Genomic DNA, 16,396 nt, shown 5'->3' with positions numbered 1-16,396 from the left:
TAAAATATAAGGATATTGATGCTCCATTTAACCCTTCCAACCGAAGCAATTGAAAAATCTGAAAATGACGCTCAACGCTCGCAGGTAGTATTTGATTTGCTAAATAACCCTGAAAACATAAGAGGTATTGATAAGACGCCTAAGACTATTATTCAGTTTTGGGATAAAAAGGAAATACCTAGTGATGTTTTGGATTGCATGGACTCATGGAGATGCCTAGAGTCATTAGGGTTTAACTACAAAGTATTTTCTCAAGAATCTGCACAGGAATATATTGCAACTAATTTGTCTGAAAAACATCTTAGAGCTTTTTTGAATTGCTATCATCCTGCAATGAAAAGTGACTATTTTAGACTCTGCTACATATATTGTTCTGGTGGTATGTATGTTGATTCAGATGAAGTTTATACAGGTAATAGTATAGAAAAGTATTTTGAGGATTCCGAGTTAAAACTACACCCGCTTTGCTATGACATTGATTCCGATGCTATGGTTTCTTCAGAACAATTCGTAGGATATTCGTATAAGAAATCAAGGATTTATTACTTCAATAACAATCCTCTAATATCGGGTAAAAATAACCCTATTATTCAGTATGCACTGGAGAGAGCAACTAATATCCTAAATTTGATTGATTTTAGAAGCTTACCGGAAATTCAATCTACGGCAGGTCCCGGAAACTTAACTGCGAGCGTTGTTGCTTTATATGTAGCCAGTCAAAATAAAACAACGATAGAAATCCTCTCTGATTGGGAAACTCATTCCAATAATATTTGGTCGTTGTCTTACCGAAATGATGCAAGGAATTGGCGTTTATCTAATCGAAAGATATTTGATGAAGCAATAATATAAGGATATTCAGGATGAATCATAATAATAAAAGAACAAAGTTCGTTCAAATATGGTGGAAGCTTAGAAATAATTTTCTTCGTGCTTTAACAAAAAAACGATGCGCCGCATTTAGTGCAGGAAAAGTAAAGGAGGGTTTAAGGTCGATTGAGAAGATATATGTGATCAATTTAGATCGCCAACAAGGAAGACTAACACATATTAAAAAGGAGTTATCAAGAGTAACAGAGCGCCAAAAAAAACCTTTAACAACTTTATTACACAGAATTACTGCTGTTGACGCATTAAGTGAGACTAATAATCAAATAACAGCAGAGGTTAAATCTGAATATACGCTTCAAGAACAGCTATTTGTAGATCCCTGTCAGGCATTGCCACAACAATTGAATTTAGATATGAAAATCAAAATGAGTAAGCAAGAAGTCGCAGTTGCTTGTTCTCATATCAAAGTTTGGAAAAGAATAGCAAATGGAGATGAAGAATATAGTTTAGTGTTGGAAGACGATGTAAGTCTTCATCCTAATTTTGCGGCTTTAATGGAAAAGAGTTGGAGCGAGCTGAGTCAAAAATCATCCCCTGACAACAATTTTGATATATTGTTTTTGTCATTTCAAGAGGTAGATATGGGGGCCGAAAAAGTTAAATTTACCCCAAGTACTTTCAAGCTTTTCAGAGGCATCTGGTATATGTCTGGGTATGTACTTTCCAAACAAGGCGCGAATAAACTATTAAGTATGTTACCCATTGTTGGCCCTGTGGATCTGTGGATTAATCACAAATTCAATATCCTGAATGCCATTATGAATAACAAGTCAATTATTCCTCAAAGGAGTGATGAAGTTTCTAGTAATTTCTACTCTATATTGCCGATTTTATCAAAGATTGGTGTTCTAAACGATGGTGCGCCTAGTTACTTCAAATCTGCTGAGTTAAATAAACCAATATTTGCCACAGGAATAGAAGGTAGCGAATTGACCTCTTTGGCAATGTCTTTATCAATGCTTGGATATCGATGCTGTAGTGATATATATGAGCTTCCTGACGAAGAAAGAATTAGCCTCTTGAATGTTACGAAAGAGCGAATTTTTGATGCATATGTAAATGTAGCCTGCCTAGAAAATGAGTGGAAACAGCTCGCCAAGCTATATCCAAATGCTCAAATGATAGTATTTCAAAGTAACTTCTCTCAAAAAGGCTTGAATGAGTTAAAAACAGCTTGGGGAACGAGGCTTCTTTTACTTGACGAACAAAATTGTTATCAATGGAAAGATATATGCGAATTTTTAAATGTTGTTCCTCCTGTAAGTCCTTATCCTAAGATAGAGGGAATACCCAAAAGAAAAGTAGAGGTTTCAGACAGCTCTGTTGGACATTATAGATGGTTAGATGGAGATGAGTCACCATGGGTAATTGATAGGAAAAATAAACAATTTGAATATATTCAATCGCGACAACTCACGACTAATAAACCTATCAATGATTCTCAATTGGATAACACTAGATTTTGGTACTACCGAGACGATACGTTTCCCGGCAACGAGTGTTTATTCTCGCCAGCCAACTTGCAGATTAATAGCAGAACTAAAGCCAATTTTGTCGCCCGAAAAGAGAATATGGAGGTTAGACAATATAGCTCTTCAGCAATCACATCGCATGAAAGCTTTTTATATGGAAAATTTGAAGCAGAGCTAAAACCACCAAAAGTTTCTGGATTAGTTACGGGGGTATTCTTACACAGAGATTCCCCACGACAGGAGATTGATATAGAGTTTGTTGGTAACAAGCCAACCAAAATGTTAACTAATGTCTATTATAACCCTGGTGTAAATGGTGCAAGGTTTGATTACGGGTATAGAGGTACTCCATTCGAAATAGAGTTGGGTTTCGATGCAACTAAAGAATTTCACAGATATTCAATAGAATGGTCTGAGAACGAAATAAAGTGGTTTGTAGATGATAACTTAGTCCATAAGCGTTCAAACTGGGGACCAACACCAATACCACATTTACCAATGCAGTTTCATGTCAACTTATGGCCCACAAGATCTCGTGAATTAGCTGGCAAAATAGATAATTCTAAACTACCAGCAGTTATGGAGCTAATAGGCATTTCTATTAAAGCTAGAAAGTGCATTAATAAAAAAACCATTGCAATTGATAAACAAGGTTTAAAGGAAAATGACTTGGAGTTAGAAAACGTATAGAAAAATAGTATAGCTATATTGGGTGTACTTTATTGCTGGATCGTAGTTCGTACTAATTTATATGCAGGCACGATAGTATGATCCAGTTCACCTATATTTCTTCTTTCTAAAATATTAAAAATCACATGTAAATTACAACAGCTAACGTCTTCTCGGTACGCATTGTAGACATAAAACCACCCCGAATATAAAGGTCAAATTTATGATCATATAGCGGACATGAATTTGATGCTTCTATGGCGCAAAGGGGCACATTGCGCCATAAAATTGATGGTCACTGTTTGTGCATTTAAGATAACGTTTAGGTGAATAAATAGAGAGGGCACTAATAAGAATAAATCTACTATTATCCCGCAAGTATTGTCCACTTCTGTTCGATTACTTTATTTCTTAGGGTTAATATATTACCAAACTGTAAAAAAACAGATTCACTTTGTGTTGGCCGTAAGAACACATGGTCATTAATATCAATACCTACGTTATTTGAACCATTCACAATAGCTTGATTGGTGCTTGTACCAAATAAACTATTACCTTGCAGTCCTTTAGGTGATTCAAATTTTGCTAACCACTTCCCACCATAAATGAAGAAGGTTTGTTGCATATTTTTATCCCACAACGGAAAAGCATTTTTGGCAAACTCAAGTGCGGGTAATTGTGTACCTGCCATTTTTTTTAATACTGGGGTGGCAATGAATGCTGCTGGTTTATATTGACTCAAGGATGGTATATCAAAATCTACTGGTTTAACTAAACATGAACCTGCGGATAACTCGTTAGCGACTGTTCTGTTTTTATGTAGCGCTAAACTTGGGCTACCTGCACCATTAAAGCAAAGAGATTGCTTTTTATATTGGGGACCCTGCTGATATAAACGTTCAATAAAGGCCTGATAAATTGCTTGGGATTCCGTAAACGCTTGTTCTGGTGACTTAATAATACTTGGAATTTTGACTATATGTGGGTCATAGCCCATAAAGCCTGAAAAATGTAAGTAGCGTTTGTTTGCATCGATAATTAGTAATAGTTTGTCTAGCTCTTCTACTCTTTGCAAGCCGCCTCGGTGTAGACCGACATCAATTTCAATGTTCACTTGCAATAAAGTATTTTGCTGTCGTGCTAAGTCAAGATATTGAACAAGTCTTTTTTCACTATCAATTAGCCACTGCAATTGAGTACTTGGATTAAATTGAGAGCTGTCAGGTAGTTTTTGGTAAAAGACTTCTGCAGCTTTAACTGGCATTGGTTTACCCATAAGAATATCTGTTTTCGGGTAATCCTTGGCCAGTGTAGTTAAAAAAGGTTGATGGAAAACCATCAGCTTATTTGTTTCTGCTTTATCCATAATGTAGCTTAATAAATCTGGGCTAGGTAAGGACTTTGCTACAATGCGATAGTTTACACTAGGGTTTAGCTGTTTCTTTAGTGTTTCAATATTTTTATCAAGTAAATCAAGATCCACTAACATACTTGGCAGGAACCCCCCCTGACTTTTTAAATTGCTATTTAACGCTGAAAAATAATTATTGTAAGCGCCGCCATGGTCACTTGGTTTAAGTGAAATAGCCCCTACTATGGTAGCGGAAAATCCTGCTAGGATAAATTGACGTCTATTCATTATCTTTCCTCTAGGAATTAGCTTAAACCAAGTACGGTATTAATATGACTATTGGTAAAGATTGCTTTGGGATCTATAGCTTGACGCACCCTTAAAAACTCATCAAACATAGGATAGCTAGCACGTTGATCTTTTGCCGTTAAGGTATGAATTTTACCCCAATGAGGTCGTCCGCTATATTTCCAAAAAATTGGCTCAATAATGGAAAAATATTTTTTATAGTCTTTATCATGAAAGTTATGACAGCTAATTGCACAGCTATCACGTTGATAAAATGGGCTTAGCCAAATATCATCAGCTTTTATATAACGTACTTCTAAAGGGAAAATTACATCAATATTCTGTTTTTTTATAGCGTCAAGTATTTCACGTAAACACGCCATGCCAAGTTCAGCAGGCACTGAGTATTCCATCTCGTTGAAACGAATATCACGCAGGTTGCCGAATATATTAAAGCTTTTCCCCGTGCGCTCTTCTTTTTCCACAGTTCTTGCGCCAGTATTAACAATAAAGCTTCGTAAAAATGGTACGGCATCAACCACTTTTGATAGCGTTTTAAAGGTCTCATAAGCATCACCACTACTATATTTTGGCGCTAACAACTCATTTTCGCTGACCTCATCCAAGGTAATAGCTAAAACCTTATCACCGGTTTTCTTTTCATAACTTTCCATCCAATCCCATAACTTTTCAGGATCTTGGCTTTGCCATGAATTAAATGGCACCATTTGATCTGCCATTTTTTTGTTACCGCGGTATAAAACATTACGGTGCATATTATTACCACCAGGGACTGAGCTCCACTCATAGCCTATCATTGCAGTAAAGTTACCGGGGTCATTGTATTGCTCTGCAATGGCGGTATTTTTTTCCCATACCGTCTTCATCACAGAACTTGTTGTTTTTGGGTCTGTAAGAGGAGTGGGTAAAGTGCCTTGGGCTTGTGCCGCTATGACTTCATTAGTGGCATCAACTGCTGCCTTCCCACCCGCTTTCATTGCTTTGCTCCAACGTTGAAGAGTTTTATCTTTCATAAAGGTGGGATTCTCTTCATACACTTCATACATGATGCCTAACCCTTCGGCATGATCCGCAATAACAAGAAAGTCTAACGGACGCGATAACATAACAGGCACACCTGAATTTGAGGTTATCTTCTCACCCATGGCAAAGCGATAAGCTTCTTCTGGCCCCATACGATTACCATTCATAAAGGCATCGGCTGAGTTCGAAGTATGATGATGGGTATCACCAAAATAGACGTTGTTAGGATATGCTTTGTTAGTGCTAGCTGCTGCTTCAGGCTCAACTTTTATTTCAGCAAAAGCGAAGGTTGAATTTCCTGTTAGTGCAGCCATTAAAAAAGCGGTGATCGCAGATTTACTTCGAATAGGTTTCATAATGTCCCTTTACTATTATTTAAAATAAAATAACTCTTTCAATGAGCCACATGGTGGCAACACTACCAATAAAATAACTGATTGGAATATGCCATTTGTTTTTATTTTTTCATAAACGAAGTGACTATATGTATTGTTAACATTAAGGCAAATACAAAAGCCAGTTGGCCTATTTCAACACCGATATTAAAAAATAACAATGCCAATGGAATTTCAGTTTCAGGTAAACCAATTTCCATTAAGGCAGACGCGAAACCAAAGCCGTGGAGTAAACCAAAGCTAGAGGAGACCGCAACAGGGTATCGATAAGTTAAACTGGCTGGGTTGTGCTTTGCTATTTCTGACGCTAAAAAAATAATACTTAATGCAATAATCGCTTCAATTGGCGGGATAGGTAGCTTGACAATATTTAAAGCGCTTAATAACAGTGTTAGGGAATGTGCTAGAGTAAATCCTGTAATTGCCCAAAATAACTTAGTAACATTACTTGCTATTAAGACAATACACGCAACAAAAAGTAAGTGGTCAATGCCATTTAGAATATGTTCAAAACCTAGTAACGTATAGGTTTTTATTGTTGCTAATTTACCAATAGACTGTTCAATACTAAAGGATGGATTATCAGGCGTCAGACGCCCTACAACTTGTTTTTTTCCTTGAATATTTACTCGGTAAAACACCTCTAAATTTGTACTTTCTAAACCATTAATAGTAAATAATTTACCCTTAATGTCTTTTGGGTGATAAATATTCCAATAGGAGATAACAGAGCCATCCACATAAGATTTTTCAGGCTGCGAAAGAACATTTATGCTTGGATCAAACCCTACGACGAGAGATGGCTCTTCATTTTGACTAAAAACAGGGGGTTTTAATAAGACGTTATAGGTATTTGGGCTTATAGATCGTATTTCTAATAAAGCGGGCCTTAGCTCGTCAGCACTAATTCCAAATGAAATAATAAAATGGCATAAGCACAATAAAGGGATCTTATAAATAGCCACTTTATTTCGCATCTTCAGGCTTTAATGGGGCTATTTCGACGTCATATTTACTCAGTAATAGTGCTTTTTGTTGTTCGAGTGTTGTCTTGCGTTTTTGAAATGAATAATCGCGTAAAACCTCTTCTCTTACTAGGTCAAACTCAGGCACTTTCTCACTTGTACGTTCAGTTAGCCTAATAAAATGCATACCTACGCCTGAGGGGACTGGTTCAGACCACTGGCCAAGTTCAAGCGAAATAAGTTGCTCTGAAAAACCCGTACCTAACTTTCTATCAATTTGATAGGCCGATAATTGTAGAAATTCTTGAGGAAGTAAAGAAGCATCTGGGGTAACCCTTAACTTTTGCAAGAGTTGTTTTTTTACAGCCAGAAGATGCCCTGCAATATTATCTTTATGTTTATCCGGATTGATATATATTTGGGTAAAACTATAGACAGGCTCTCGCGTATAAGCACTTTTATTCTGTTCAAAATACTGCTTTAAAACATCAATATTAGGTTTGAATAGCGACATAGCATTTTCAGACATATATTCCAGTTTTTGTCTTAATCGTTTTTTTATTAAGGGGTCATTTTGATCCAATCCAAGCGCTATTGCCTCTTTGGCATACACCTCTGTGGTGATGTAATTATCAATCAATCCTGTTAATTCTTGGGTGCTAGGTTGCCTTTTCCATTTTGCTTGAAATTGAAGACTTAACCCTTTTATTTTATTCTCCTTTATCTCGATTTTATTAGCATTATTAGAACCTGGGTTTAACCAATTGAATGCCATAAAAAGGATAATACCAAGCACAATAAAATGTAGAAAAGGCTCACGTAAAAAAGAGGTTGGTTTGATATAACTCATTTGTTCCAAATTATAGTTTTAAGTCAGTTATTTAAAGAAAATATTCTTTGTTTTTAGCTACTTTAATAAACTTTGTTATAGCGTGTCTACAAAAACACAAACAGAAAGAAGTGAAGAGTTTATTGAAGTGATTCTCTGCTTTAGTTCGTAACATGATAAATATATCGGCTGATGCATAATTCTATCTCACTATGGGGCGTTGCGAGTACGTTATAAACTTTTACAAAATGGTATTTATCTAGCTCGGAAAGAAGTAAATAACCTGTCAGGTATAGATTTCTGGGGAGCTGGAGAAGCTTTTCTTAAAAACGTGCGTTAACCACCGAGCTTAGAGCGGATATAAAACTGCCAAGGTAATAAGGATTTTTAACTGCGACTCCCGCGTTATTGCTATTTAGGCTTTGTTTTTTATTATATCTACGTATTATTCGAACAATTGTTTTTCTTGACTATACTTACTACGTCATTGTTTGTTCAGTTACAACACTTAGTAATTGCACAAACATCACACTTCAATCATAGCTTTAGGGAAAACGCTTTGTCATTAACAACTTTTCGTTCAAAACGCTGTCTTTTGAAAGGTATAGTCGCTCTTTCAATTTCTACAATTTATGCGTCTGCATCCTTTGGCGGAGATCTTTTACACCGTCCTTCAGATCGCACCCAATGGCCAGAAAATTTGATCCGAGCAGTACAGAAAAAACTCAATACAATGGGTTTCGACGCAGGTACAGCTGACGGCATCATTGGTCCAAATACGCGTAGGGCGATTCGGAATTTTCAGCAAGATACGGGGATGGAGGTCGATGGACAAATTAGTTCAACTTTGCTTAAAAAATTGGGATTTAAGCAATAATGAGTCTCTGTCGAGTTTGCGGTCATCCAATACCGAAAAAAGCACAAAAGTGTATTCAGTGTGGTGAATTTCAAAGCCTTGGCTATCGATGGTTGTCCAGTAGTATGCTCAACAGTTTGATTGCATTAGTGCCAATTTCTACTCTCGCATTTACATTTATCTACGATAAATTAGAAACCAAAGAGTCTGATTTGCAATTTACCTTGGTCGCTTGTGCGTCTAAGCAAGTTGAATTATTTGCCAGTAATCTGGGTAATAGCGCTGCTATTTTTACTCGTGCTGAATTTACCACTAATCATGAAAATCCTCAGCCGCTTCAAATGCAACTTAGTGCAGAAAATAAACTTATCGGAGGAGGGGAGACTCGCTCAATTTTATTAACCACAGAGGATAGCAAGAGCCCTGGAGGCTTGGCGACATACTCTGCTCGTCAGCAACCAAAATGTATTGTGCAAGTTCGGTTGTACAGTATTTCTTTTAACCAAAAATCTTCCTTTAGCGATGTGATATGTCCATGCCCAAAGTCTTAATATGCTTATTTTTAGTCTTAACAGCTTTTCCCTCAACGGCAGAGCCACGTGCAAACTTGCATTTATTTCAATATGGGTTAACCACAACAGAACATCGAGAAGCCTTGTTTAAGGACTTTCGCTATGTGTTAGAACAAAAAATGCCAAGGTTATCTGATGAACTAGCACTGAATGATGACTGGCCTGCATTAAATGTCCTTATGGTTGTACCCGTAAACGACGAAAAGGAAAATTTGCGCTTGCCAGCAAGCTTAATCGGCAATTCCCTGCTTAAAGAAAACTATTGGCGAGATACTGGCGCACTGGCGTTACTTACTGGCGTCGTAGTTGATCGTGGTGAAGTACCCTATATTCACACAACTCTCTATTGGGGAAAGCTCAAATCACCGCTTGCACAGAAGATGATCGATTTGCAATTACCCTTAGTCGGCAAGTATTTTGATACTACATTTGATAGTCACTCAGTTGCTATCTTATATGCCATTGCCAATCAGCCAGATGTGCAATGTAATCAACTCACCTCAATAATAGCATTACTTAGTGAAGCGCAAAAACGGGCTAAATCTGTTTCCGAACAACAACCCGAACTCGGTGCTGAGTTGGAAACAATGATTGTAGCAAGCATTCAAGCCCATAAAGAGGAGTGTAACCGATGAGAGTGCTGTTATATTTTCTTTGTCTTAGTGGCTGTTTATTGCCCTTAAAAGCGCAAGTTAACCCCGATCAAATTACTGTTTATTTTCCAGCTTTTACCGGCCAAGAAACATTAGGCCAAAATGTAAGTACTGTACTGTCGCTGCAACTAGCGCAAACGACTCGAAAAAAACCTTGGCCACACAATCCTCAAAACTTAGATTTTGGCCGAGGAATGTTTAAGTGGGACTATGCGGCTTACAACATGAGTCAATACAAGCAGGTGCTTAGCATTGCACAATCATCTAAATTACTGGCTCAAATGATTGTTCTCGGCAATACACAACAATTTGGTCGTGAAGTGGTCGTTGAAGTCGATGTATTGCTTCCGAGTTATCAATCGTCTGACAAAGCTTGCGATTTCAACGCTAAACAACCGTGCGATTATCGTCAAAAAAACCTCGAGGTTTGGCCATTAGTATGTGGGCAGCAGAAGCTCTATACACAGTTGCCCAGACGTCGTTACAATATGGCGGGCATAGTTTTAGACGAAGACGTAGTTGCTCGGTTTCGTAAAGTGAAAGGGCTGCCCATCACCTCGTCAATTCAAAGTACAGAGGTCATTGGCTATACAGGCGACGATTTGCAGTTTCTAGAGTTCAATCGCTACTTACCCAACGCACCGACCAAATTGCGCAGTAAAGGCAATGAAGGCTACGTTTCACTACCTAAAATTTCGAAGCAAAACTCTGAGTTTACCGATATGGCTGGTGGGCTTTTTCAAGTTTTGCGAGGTGATTGGCAAGAAGCTCATAGCAGTTTTAGCCGAGTGTTAAACAACCCCGTCACTCGCATACCTTTAAAAGTGGATGCGTATCTATTACGCGGTATGGTGCAATTTAGACGCGGCAATAATGGATTAGCTGATTTAAGTCAGGCCGTAGAATTAGCTCCTTATGATGTAGGAGCTATACGATATCAATTAACAGGTATGCTCGCGTTAGGAAACTCATCGGATACAGTGAAGCAAGTACTGAATGAAAAGCGTTTTTTGTTTGAAACAGATGATGTGTGGCTAAAAGATATGGAAAACTTTATTGCCTGTAGTGCAAATGAAAGTTAGGGAAGACATTAAGATTAGGTATACACCTACTACCTATTAAGTGATCTGGCTTTTCGTCAACCTTTACTACTATCAGTAAAATCGGCACTTCATGTCAGTCCCGTGGTCTGTGAAGTGGTAAAGTCTATCCTTATAACTTTCTGTGACCATTTAACCCCCTAAATTCACCTGCTACTTCATATACTTTATGATTAATCCCTTTAAGGGCCTTAGGCCTATAGCCATCTACATCTTTAAATCGATGGATTACAGAATTATGTAGTAGTGGTAGCGATTTGTCTCCGGTTTCGACTCTAACACTACGAGTACTTAATGTGGCTTTTTCAATTGGCCACCAACGATCTTGCGAATGGGTCTTACCTTTGTGATTTGGCAAAATGGTTACGTCTTCATCATCAATGGCATAAGAACCATCGGATGCGATTAGATTAGAAAAATCGATATCATTGACGGTCAACAAATTAACTTCTTGTTGGTTTGACCTAATCCAGTTAATCATAAAATCAAGAGCAATATCTGATAATCCGTCATACCAAAAGCCGCCACCAACATCGGCATGCGCCCCTGGAAACCAGATTTCGGTAACCTTATCTTCCTTTTGCATCAGGGTTGGTAAGAAAGCTGTTCTTTTTTCATCAAGAGCAAGCAGATGTAAAGCCTTTTCTATTTTAGGGGATATACAATTGTCCTCAAACACAACGTCCGATATTGGTTTATCATTATCATCTAAGTTGGGTACACCAATGGATGCTACGGTATCGAAAACTCCCAGAAACTTAATCGGAGTATCATCATTAGTACTAATATACTCATCAATAAGACAAGCAAATCGTCTAGCGATTGCTGCGCCACGGCTGAAGCCAAAAATATATAGACTATCTCCGTCCTGATAATGCTTTATGAGATCTTTCTTCGCATTTTTAATGATCCGGCTTACATCGAGTTTTTCAGGAGAAAAGCCGGCATTAAATATTTTTTGAAGTTTGTTGCCATAGGTACCAACACCAGAATAATAAAAGCTGTGTTGTGTTAGTTGTCCTTTTGACTTATCAGCGGCTAGAAAAGCAGTGTTATCAAGGTTGCCACCGAAGAGTACATGGAGTTTCAAAACATTAGTAATGCCGTTATCTTCGATTTCTCCATGGCCAAACCACTTTCGTTCTTGTTTAGCGTCTTTAGGATGATTACAAGTGCCATCAAAACAAATCATAATATTTTTAGTTGCCATCTTAAAACCCTTTACATTTTGGTACTTATGTTATGTTGCTAATTCAAGTTATCTCGTTGTATGACCAATAGTACTGTTTACATCAAAAGCCATACGCTCAAAGTCAGGAGTTTGGTTATCTTGTAGGCAGTCAATAAAATGTAATTCAGAGTTATTGGGACGCTTACCTATTTTTAACCTATTTCCACAATTCCCTTCGCCTGTGAATATTGTTTTCCCATCTTCGGTGACCGCAATAACAAATCCCGTATGACCTTTACCCCCTGAAAATAGCTGGACAAATATGTCTCCAGGTTTAGGGGTTTGTGTTGCCATGTTTAGTCGTTGAGCCGTTCGCCACATCTTCTGAACACCTAAATGGTGTTTTCCTTCTATTGGATAGGTATCAGTGACCTCTTTTAAGACCCATGAAACAAAGGCACAACACCAAGCTAAACCTATAACACCCGTATTGCCCCAATAGCCGTCTATATCAGGGCTTCGGTTAGAGCCATCAGGCACTTCAAATACCGGCTTATTGTGCTCTTCAATAATTAATTCTATTAACTGGTGGCGCTTCGTGGTTAAACCTGTAGGGATGCTAGCAGCTAAGTGATTCCGTTGTTTTTCGCCTGAAGGGTTTTTTAATGCCCACCAAGTTTTCGCACCAATAACCCCGTCTGGTTTTAATGGATTACCATCTTTAGAGATGTGTTGAAGTTGAAATAGAACAACATTTTCAAACGTAATTCCATCAAATAGGCCGTGAGGAGGTTTGACTTCTTCGAAATAGCCGTTTGAGCTCAGTAATTGTTGAAGCTTAATGACATCAGGATCAGGTATAAGTCGTTTCAGCGTATTTGGCATGAATTCCTCCTTGCGGTTTCATGTCATGGGCAAGCCAAATAAAGCGTAGAACCAATATTTGAATTCTTCAAGCTAGAACGAAGGTATATTGACCAACAGGGGGGGTAATTGAGTGGGCCTATTGTCACGTTCATATGTTAAAACAGTCACTTGAGTTTGTTTATTATGAGTATCTAGACCGATAACTATTATTCTATGTTTATCCAAACGAGCTTTTGCTATTAGCTAACTGTGGTGTTTTAGGAATATTTAAATCCATTTAATTACCTTATTGAATGGCGAGAGTTCGATATCAAAGCCATAATTAACGTTAGTTGATATAGTTTTTGGGGGAAATAATGACCTCGGTACGCTCGATTATGACGGATGATATTTTAACTTTGGGGATCGAAAACACCTTATCAGATGCTCGTATTATGATGGTGGAAAATAATATTCGCCATATTCCAATCGTTGATGATAAACAAGTGCTAATGGGGTTGGTTAGCCAACGAGATGTTCTATCTGTAGAAGAATCAACTTTGTTTGATACCAACGAGAATGTCAATAGTCGATTAGAACGTGATCAATACGTTAAGATCGATGATTTTTATCGCCGTGATGTGGTGACCATCAATGCTCATGTATCTGTGCATAATGCAGCATTAACTATTCAAAAGTACAAAATTGGTTGTTTACCTATTTTGTCGGGCGACAAATTAATCGGTCTGGTAACAGATAGTGACTTTGTCAACGTAGCGATCAATTTGATTGAAGTGTTAAGTTCAAGAGAAACAGGTTAAAAATCAGTAAAATGTGCGGTCAAAGTTGTACATTACACTTGAGTCTTAACCTTGAAAAGTCATATTGGATGACTTGTGTCAAAGGTAGAGTTAAAAGCATGAGGTGCAAGCTGCACGAGATAATGTATCAAATTAAAACTAGCAGCTTGTTCAAGTCATTTATTTTGGCGTAAAGTGGCAGGTAAAGTGCCTGAGCATTGGAGGTTGCCAACTAATATCTACACCGCGAAGCGTGTTTTTATTAGCATGAATTTCAGCAAGGCACTCTATGCAATAATCAATATGAGATTGCGTATAAACACGTCTTGGCATCGCCATGCGTACTAAGTCAACAGTTGCAAGTTTTTCACTGCCATCAGGTTGTTGACCAAACATTACCGTACCAATTTCACAGCTTCGAATACCGCCTAAGCGATACATTTCAATAGCTAGAGCTTGCCCTGGGTAATTATGGGGATCTATATGAGGTAACATGGTCCGCGCATCAATATACACTGCATGCCCGCCAACGGGCTTCACAATGGGAATACCCAGTTTATCTAAGGCTTTACCAAAATAAGCTGTAGAAGTAATACGATAATTTAAGTAATCTTCTTCAACAATTTCTTCAAGTCCTACAGCCATGGCTTCCAAGTCACGTCCAGACAGGCCACCATAGGTTGGAAAGCCTTCTGTTAAAATTAAAATATTTCGCGCTTTCATCGCTAAATCATCATCATTGAGTGCTAACCAGCCACCCATATTGACTAATGCATCTTTTTTGGCGCTCATGATCATGCCATCAGCGTAACTGAAAATTTCTTGCACAATTTCTTTTGGCGTTTTGTCTTGGTAACCCACTTCTCTTAACTTGATGAAATAGGCATTTTCAGCAAAACGGCAAGCATCGAGAAACAATGGTTTATCGAATTCTTGGCACAGCGCTTTAGTTTGACGAATATTTTCCATTGAAACTGGTTGTCCACCACCTGAATTATTAGTGATGGTTAACATGACAATAGGCACGTGCTCGCCTTTCGCTTCGAGTAAATCACGTAAGCGAATTAAATCGATATCTCCTTTAAAAGGTAAGTCTAGCTGAGGATCTAGACCTTGTTGTTGTACTAAATCTAAAGCTTGGTTGCCTGTTGATTCAATATTTGCACGGGTGGTATCAAAATGGGTATTGTTAGGAATTATTTGATCATGCTTGTTATCAGATAAAATGGAAAAAAGAATTTTTTCAGCGGCACGTCCTTGATGTGTGGGAATAATATGCTTAAAAGGTGCTAGTTCTTTTAAGGCATGTTCAAAGCGATAAAAGGAGGGCGATCCAGCATAACTTTCATCACCCATTTGAATGCCAGCCCATTGTTTAGTACTCATGGCTGAAGTACCTGAGTCTGTTAATAAGTCGATAAGCACATCATCAGATTTTAAAGCAAACAAATTATAATTGGCTTTTTTCAAATAAAGTTCTCGTTCACTGACGCTAGTCATTCTTAACGGTTCTACTGATTTAATTCGAAAAGGTTCGATAATAGTTTTCATTATATTCTCTACATTATTTTGTATAGGGAAATAGGTATTACTCTCTACACTGCCTTAATGTCAGCATAGACAATAATTTTGAATTCAACTAAAGAGGGGAGATTAGTAACAGAAACGAGCATAAGCCAAGCGAAAATCTTGGTTATACCATTTGCCAGAAAGTTTGTGATTATGCAGTTTATTTTTTTCCATAAAATTAATTATGCAAACAAATTTTTGTATTTGTCAACATTGAAATTTTGCACTATGAGTTACGCTAGAACTGTAAAAAACTTTGTGCTGATTTGGCTTATAAAACACCAAAGCTTTCTGCATTTTACGTCATGTAAAGAGTTTCATTTTGCGCGTCACAAATAAAAGTGGCGAAAATTTTCTGGCTAACCTAGTGTAAAGATATAGGTAATGGACTGGTCAGGTTAGGTTTGCCTTAGTTCAGTAATGATAAATTAAAACGCATGAATCATAGCGGAGAAACGACATGAAATTTCTAGACAGTTTTCAAGAGCAAATATATGCCCTTTTCAGGATAGTCATTGGATTTTTATTTTTATGGCATGGCACACAAAAGTTTTTCAACTTCCCCGTAGAATTCCCTTGGCCACTCAACCCTATGTTATATACGGCGGGTGCAATTGAATTAGTCGCAGGTATTCTTATTATGGTTGGTTTGTTTACGCGCCCAGCAGCATTCATTGCTAGCGGTACTATGGCTGCAGCTTACTGGATGGCGCATGGTTCAAAAGAATTCTTCCCAATTGCAAACGGAGGAGAACTGGCAATAATGTTTTGTTTTGGTTTTTTGCTTATCGCCTCACGTGGTGCTGGAATTTGGGCTATAGATAAAGCCTAACCATTAGCGCCTGTAGACAGTTTAAAGCACCACTGTTTTTCTAACGTAAAAACAGGTCACTTTAAGCTGCCGCTGAGCAAGGCTTTAGGCATA

15 protein-coding genes are annotated in these 16,396 nt (G+C 37.8%); 8 read left to right on the top strand and 7 right to left on the bottom strand.

The genetic code is table 11. The annotated features are described in order from the left end of the window. Positions 1–18 precede the first annotated feature (18 nt). Together ND2E_RS05770 and ND2E_RS05775 are read left to right on the top strand one after the other, a co-directional pair. Positions 19–852 (top strand): glycosyltransferase family 32 protein, encoded by an 834-nt coding sequence (locus ND2E_RS05770; RefSeq protein ID WP_052056797.1) that lies wholly within the window; start codon positions 19–21, stop codon positions 850–852. Between the two features lie 11 nt (positions 853–863). Next, complete coding sequence (locus tag ND2E_RS05775; RefSeq protein WP_052056795.1) at positions 864–3,053, top strand: family 16 glycosylhydrolase; 2,190 nt, start codon at positions 864–866, stop codon at positions 3,051–3,053. 346 nt (positions 3,054–3,399) lie between these two features. Here the strand turns inward: ND2E_RS05775 and ND2E_RS05780 are convergent, their stop codons facing one another. From ND2E_RS05780 to ND2E_RS05790, 4 genes are all read right to left on the bottom strand, one after another. Beyond that, entirely contained in the window at positions 3,400–4,671 is a 1,272-nt protein-coding gene (locus ND2E_RS05780; protein WP_033094903.1) for an alanine racemase, read from the bottom strand. 17 nt (positions 4,672–4,688) lie between these two features. Beyond that, entirely contained in the window at positions 4,689–6,071 is a 1,383-nt protein-coding gene (locus ND2E_RS22475) for a DUF3604 domain-containing protein (RefSeq protein WP_052056793.1), read from the bottom strand. Positions 6,072–6,172: 101 nt separating this feature from the next. After that, positions 6,173–7,087, bottom strand: a complete 915-nt coding sequence (locus ND2E_RS22205) for a HupE/UreJ family protein (protein WP_052056791.1) — start codon at positions 7,085–7,087, stop codon at positions 6,173–6,175. Then, positions 7,077–7,925, bottom strand: a complete 849-nt coding sequence (locus ND2E_RS05790) for a peptidyl-prolyl cis-trans isomerase (RefSeq protein ID WP_033094902.1) — start codon at positions 7,923–7,925, stop codon at positions 7,077–7,079. Before ND2E_RS05790 ends, ND2E_RS22205 begins: the two co-directional genes overlap by 11 nt. Before the next feature lie 445 nt (positions 7,926–8,370). Between ND2E_RS05790 and ND2E_RS23560 the strand changes: the two genes are divergently transcribed. Genes ND2E_RS23560 through ND2E_RS05810 form a run of 4 tightly spaced genes read left to right on the top strand, consistent with a single transcriptional unit; the run spans position 8,371 to position 11,067 of the window. After that, positions 8,371–8,781 carry a peptidoglycan-binding domain-containing protein gene (locus ND2E_RS23560; protein ID WP_150113778.1) on the top strand — a complete coding sequence of 137 codons (411 nt, stop codon included), beginning with the start codon at positions 8,371–8,373 and terminating at the stop codon, positions 8,779–8,781. Then, positions 8,781–9,311 (top strand): hypothetical protein, encoded by a 531-nt coding sequence (locus ND2E_RS05800; RefSeq protein ID WP_033094900.1) that lies wholly within the window; start codon positions 8,781–8,783, stop codon positions 9,309–9,311. Before ND2E_RS23560 ends, ND2E_RS05800 begins: the two co-directional genes overlap by 1 nt. Beyond that, positions 9,296–9,967 (top strand): hypothetical protein, encoded by a 672-nt coding sequence (locus tag ND2E_RS05805; protein ID WP_150113777.1) that lies wholly within the window; start codon positions 9,296–9,298, stop codon positions 9,965–9,967. Before ND2E_RS05800 ends, ND2E_RS05805 begins: the two co-directional genes overlap by 16 nt. Further along, positions 9,964–11,067 (top strand): tetratricopeptide repeat protein, encoded by a 1,104-nt coding sequence (locus tag ND2E_RS05810; RefSeq protein ID WP_033094898.1) that lies wholly within the window; start codon positions 9,964–9,966, stop codon positions 11,065–11,067. The genes ND2E_RS05805 and ND2E_RS05810 overlap by 4 nt, the downstream gene beginning before the upstream one ends. 130 nt (positions 11,068–11,197) lie before the next feature. Here the strand turns inward: ND2E_RS05810 and ND2E_RS05815 are convergent, their stop codons facing one another. Continuing rightward, entirely contained in the window at positions 11,198–12,295 is a 1,098-nt protein-coding gene (locus tag ND2E_RS05815) for a phospholipase effector Tle1 domain-containing protein (protein ID WP_052056788.1), read from the bottom strand. Positions 12,296–12,343: 48 nt separating this feature from the next. Next, positions 12,344–13,141 carry a CHAP domain-containing protein gene (locus ND2E_RS22470; RefSeq protein WP_052056786.1) on the bottom strand — a complete coding sequence of 266 codons (798 nt, stop codon included), beginning with the start codon at positions 13,139–13,141 and terminating at the stop codon, positions 12,344–12,346. A gap of 338 nt (positions 13,142–13,479) precedes the next feature. Here ND2E_RS22470 and ND2E_RS05820 point away from each other — a divergent pair, with 338 nt between their 5' ends. Continuing rightward, complete coding sequence (locus ND2E_RS05820) at positions 13,480–13,923, top strand: CBS domain-containing protein (RefSeq protein WP_033094897.1); 444 nt, start codon at positions 13,480–13,482, stop codon at positions 13,921–13,923. Between the two features lie 159 nt (positions 13,924–14,082). Here the strand turns inward: ND2E_RS05820 and ND2E_RS05825 are convergent, their stop codons facing one another. Next, positions 14,083–15,453, bottom strand: coding sequence for a tryptophanase (locus ND2E_RS05825; RefSeq protein WP_033094896.1), 1,371 nt, complete (start codon positions 15,451–15,453; stop codon positions 14,083–14,085). Positions 15,454–15,931: 478 nt separating this feature from the next. On the opposite strand from ND2E_RS05825, the gene ND2E_RS05830 reads away from it, so the two are divergent. Beyond that, positions 15,932–16,303 (top strand): DoxX family protein, encoded by a 372-nt coding sequence (locus ND2E_RS05830; protein ID WP_033094895.1) that lies wholly within the window; start codon positions 15,932–15,934, stop codon positions 16,301–16,303. The last annotated feature ends 93 nt before the right edge of the window (positions 16,304–16,396 follow it).

The organism is Colwellia psychrerythraea, from assembly GCF_000764225.1.
Taxonomy (GTDB): Bacteria; Pseudomonadota; Gammaproteobacteria; order Enterobacterales; family Alteromonadaceae; genus Colwellia; species Colwellia psychrerythraea_D.
Note: the sequence above shows the minus strand (reverse complement) of the source record. Positions and strands in the feature narration are given on the sequence as shown.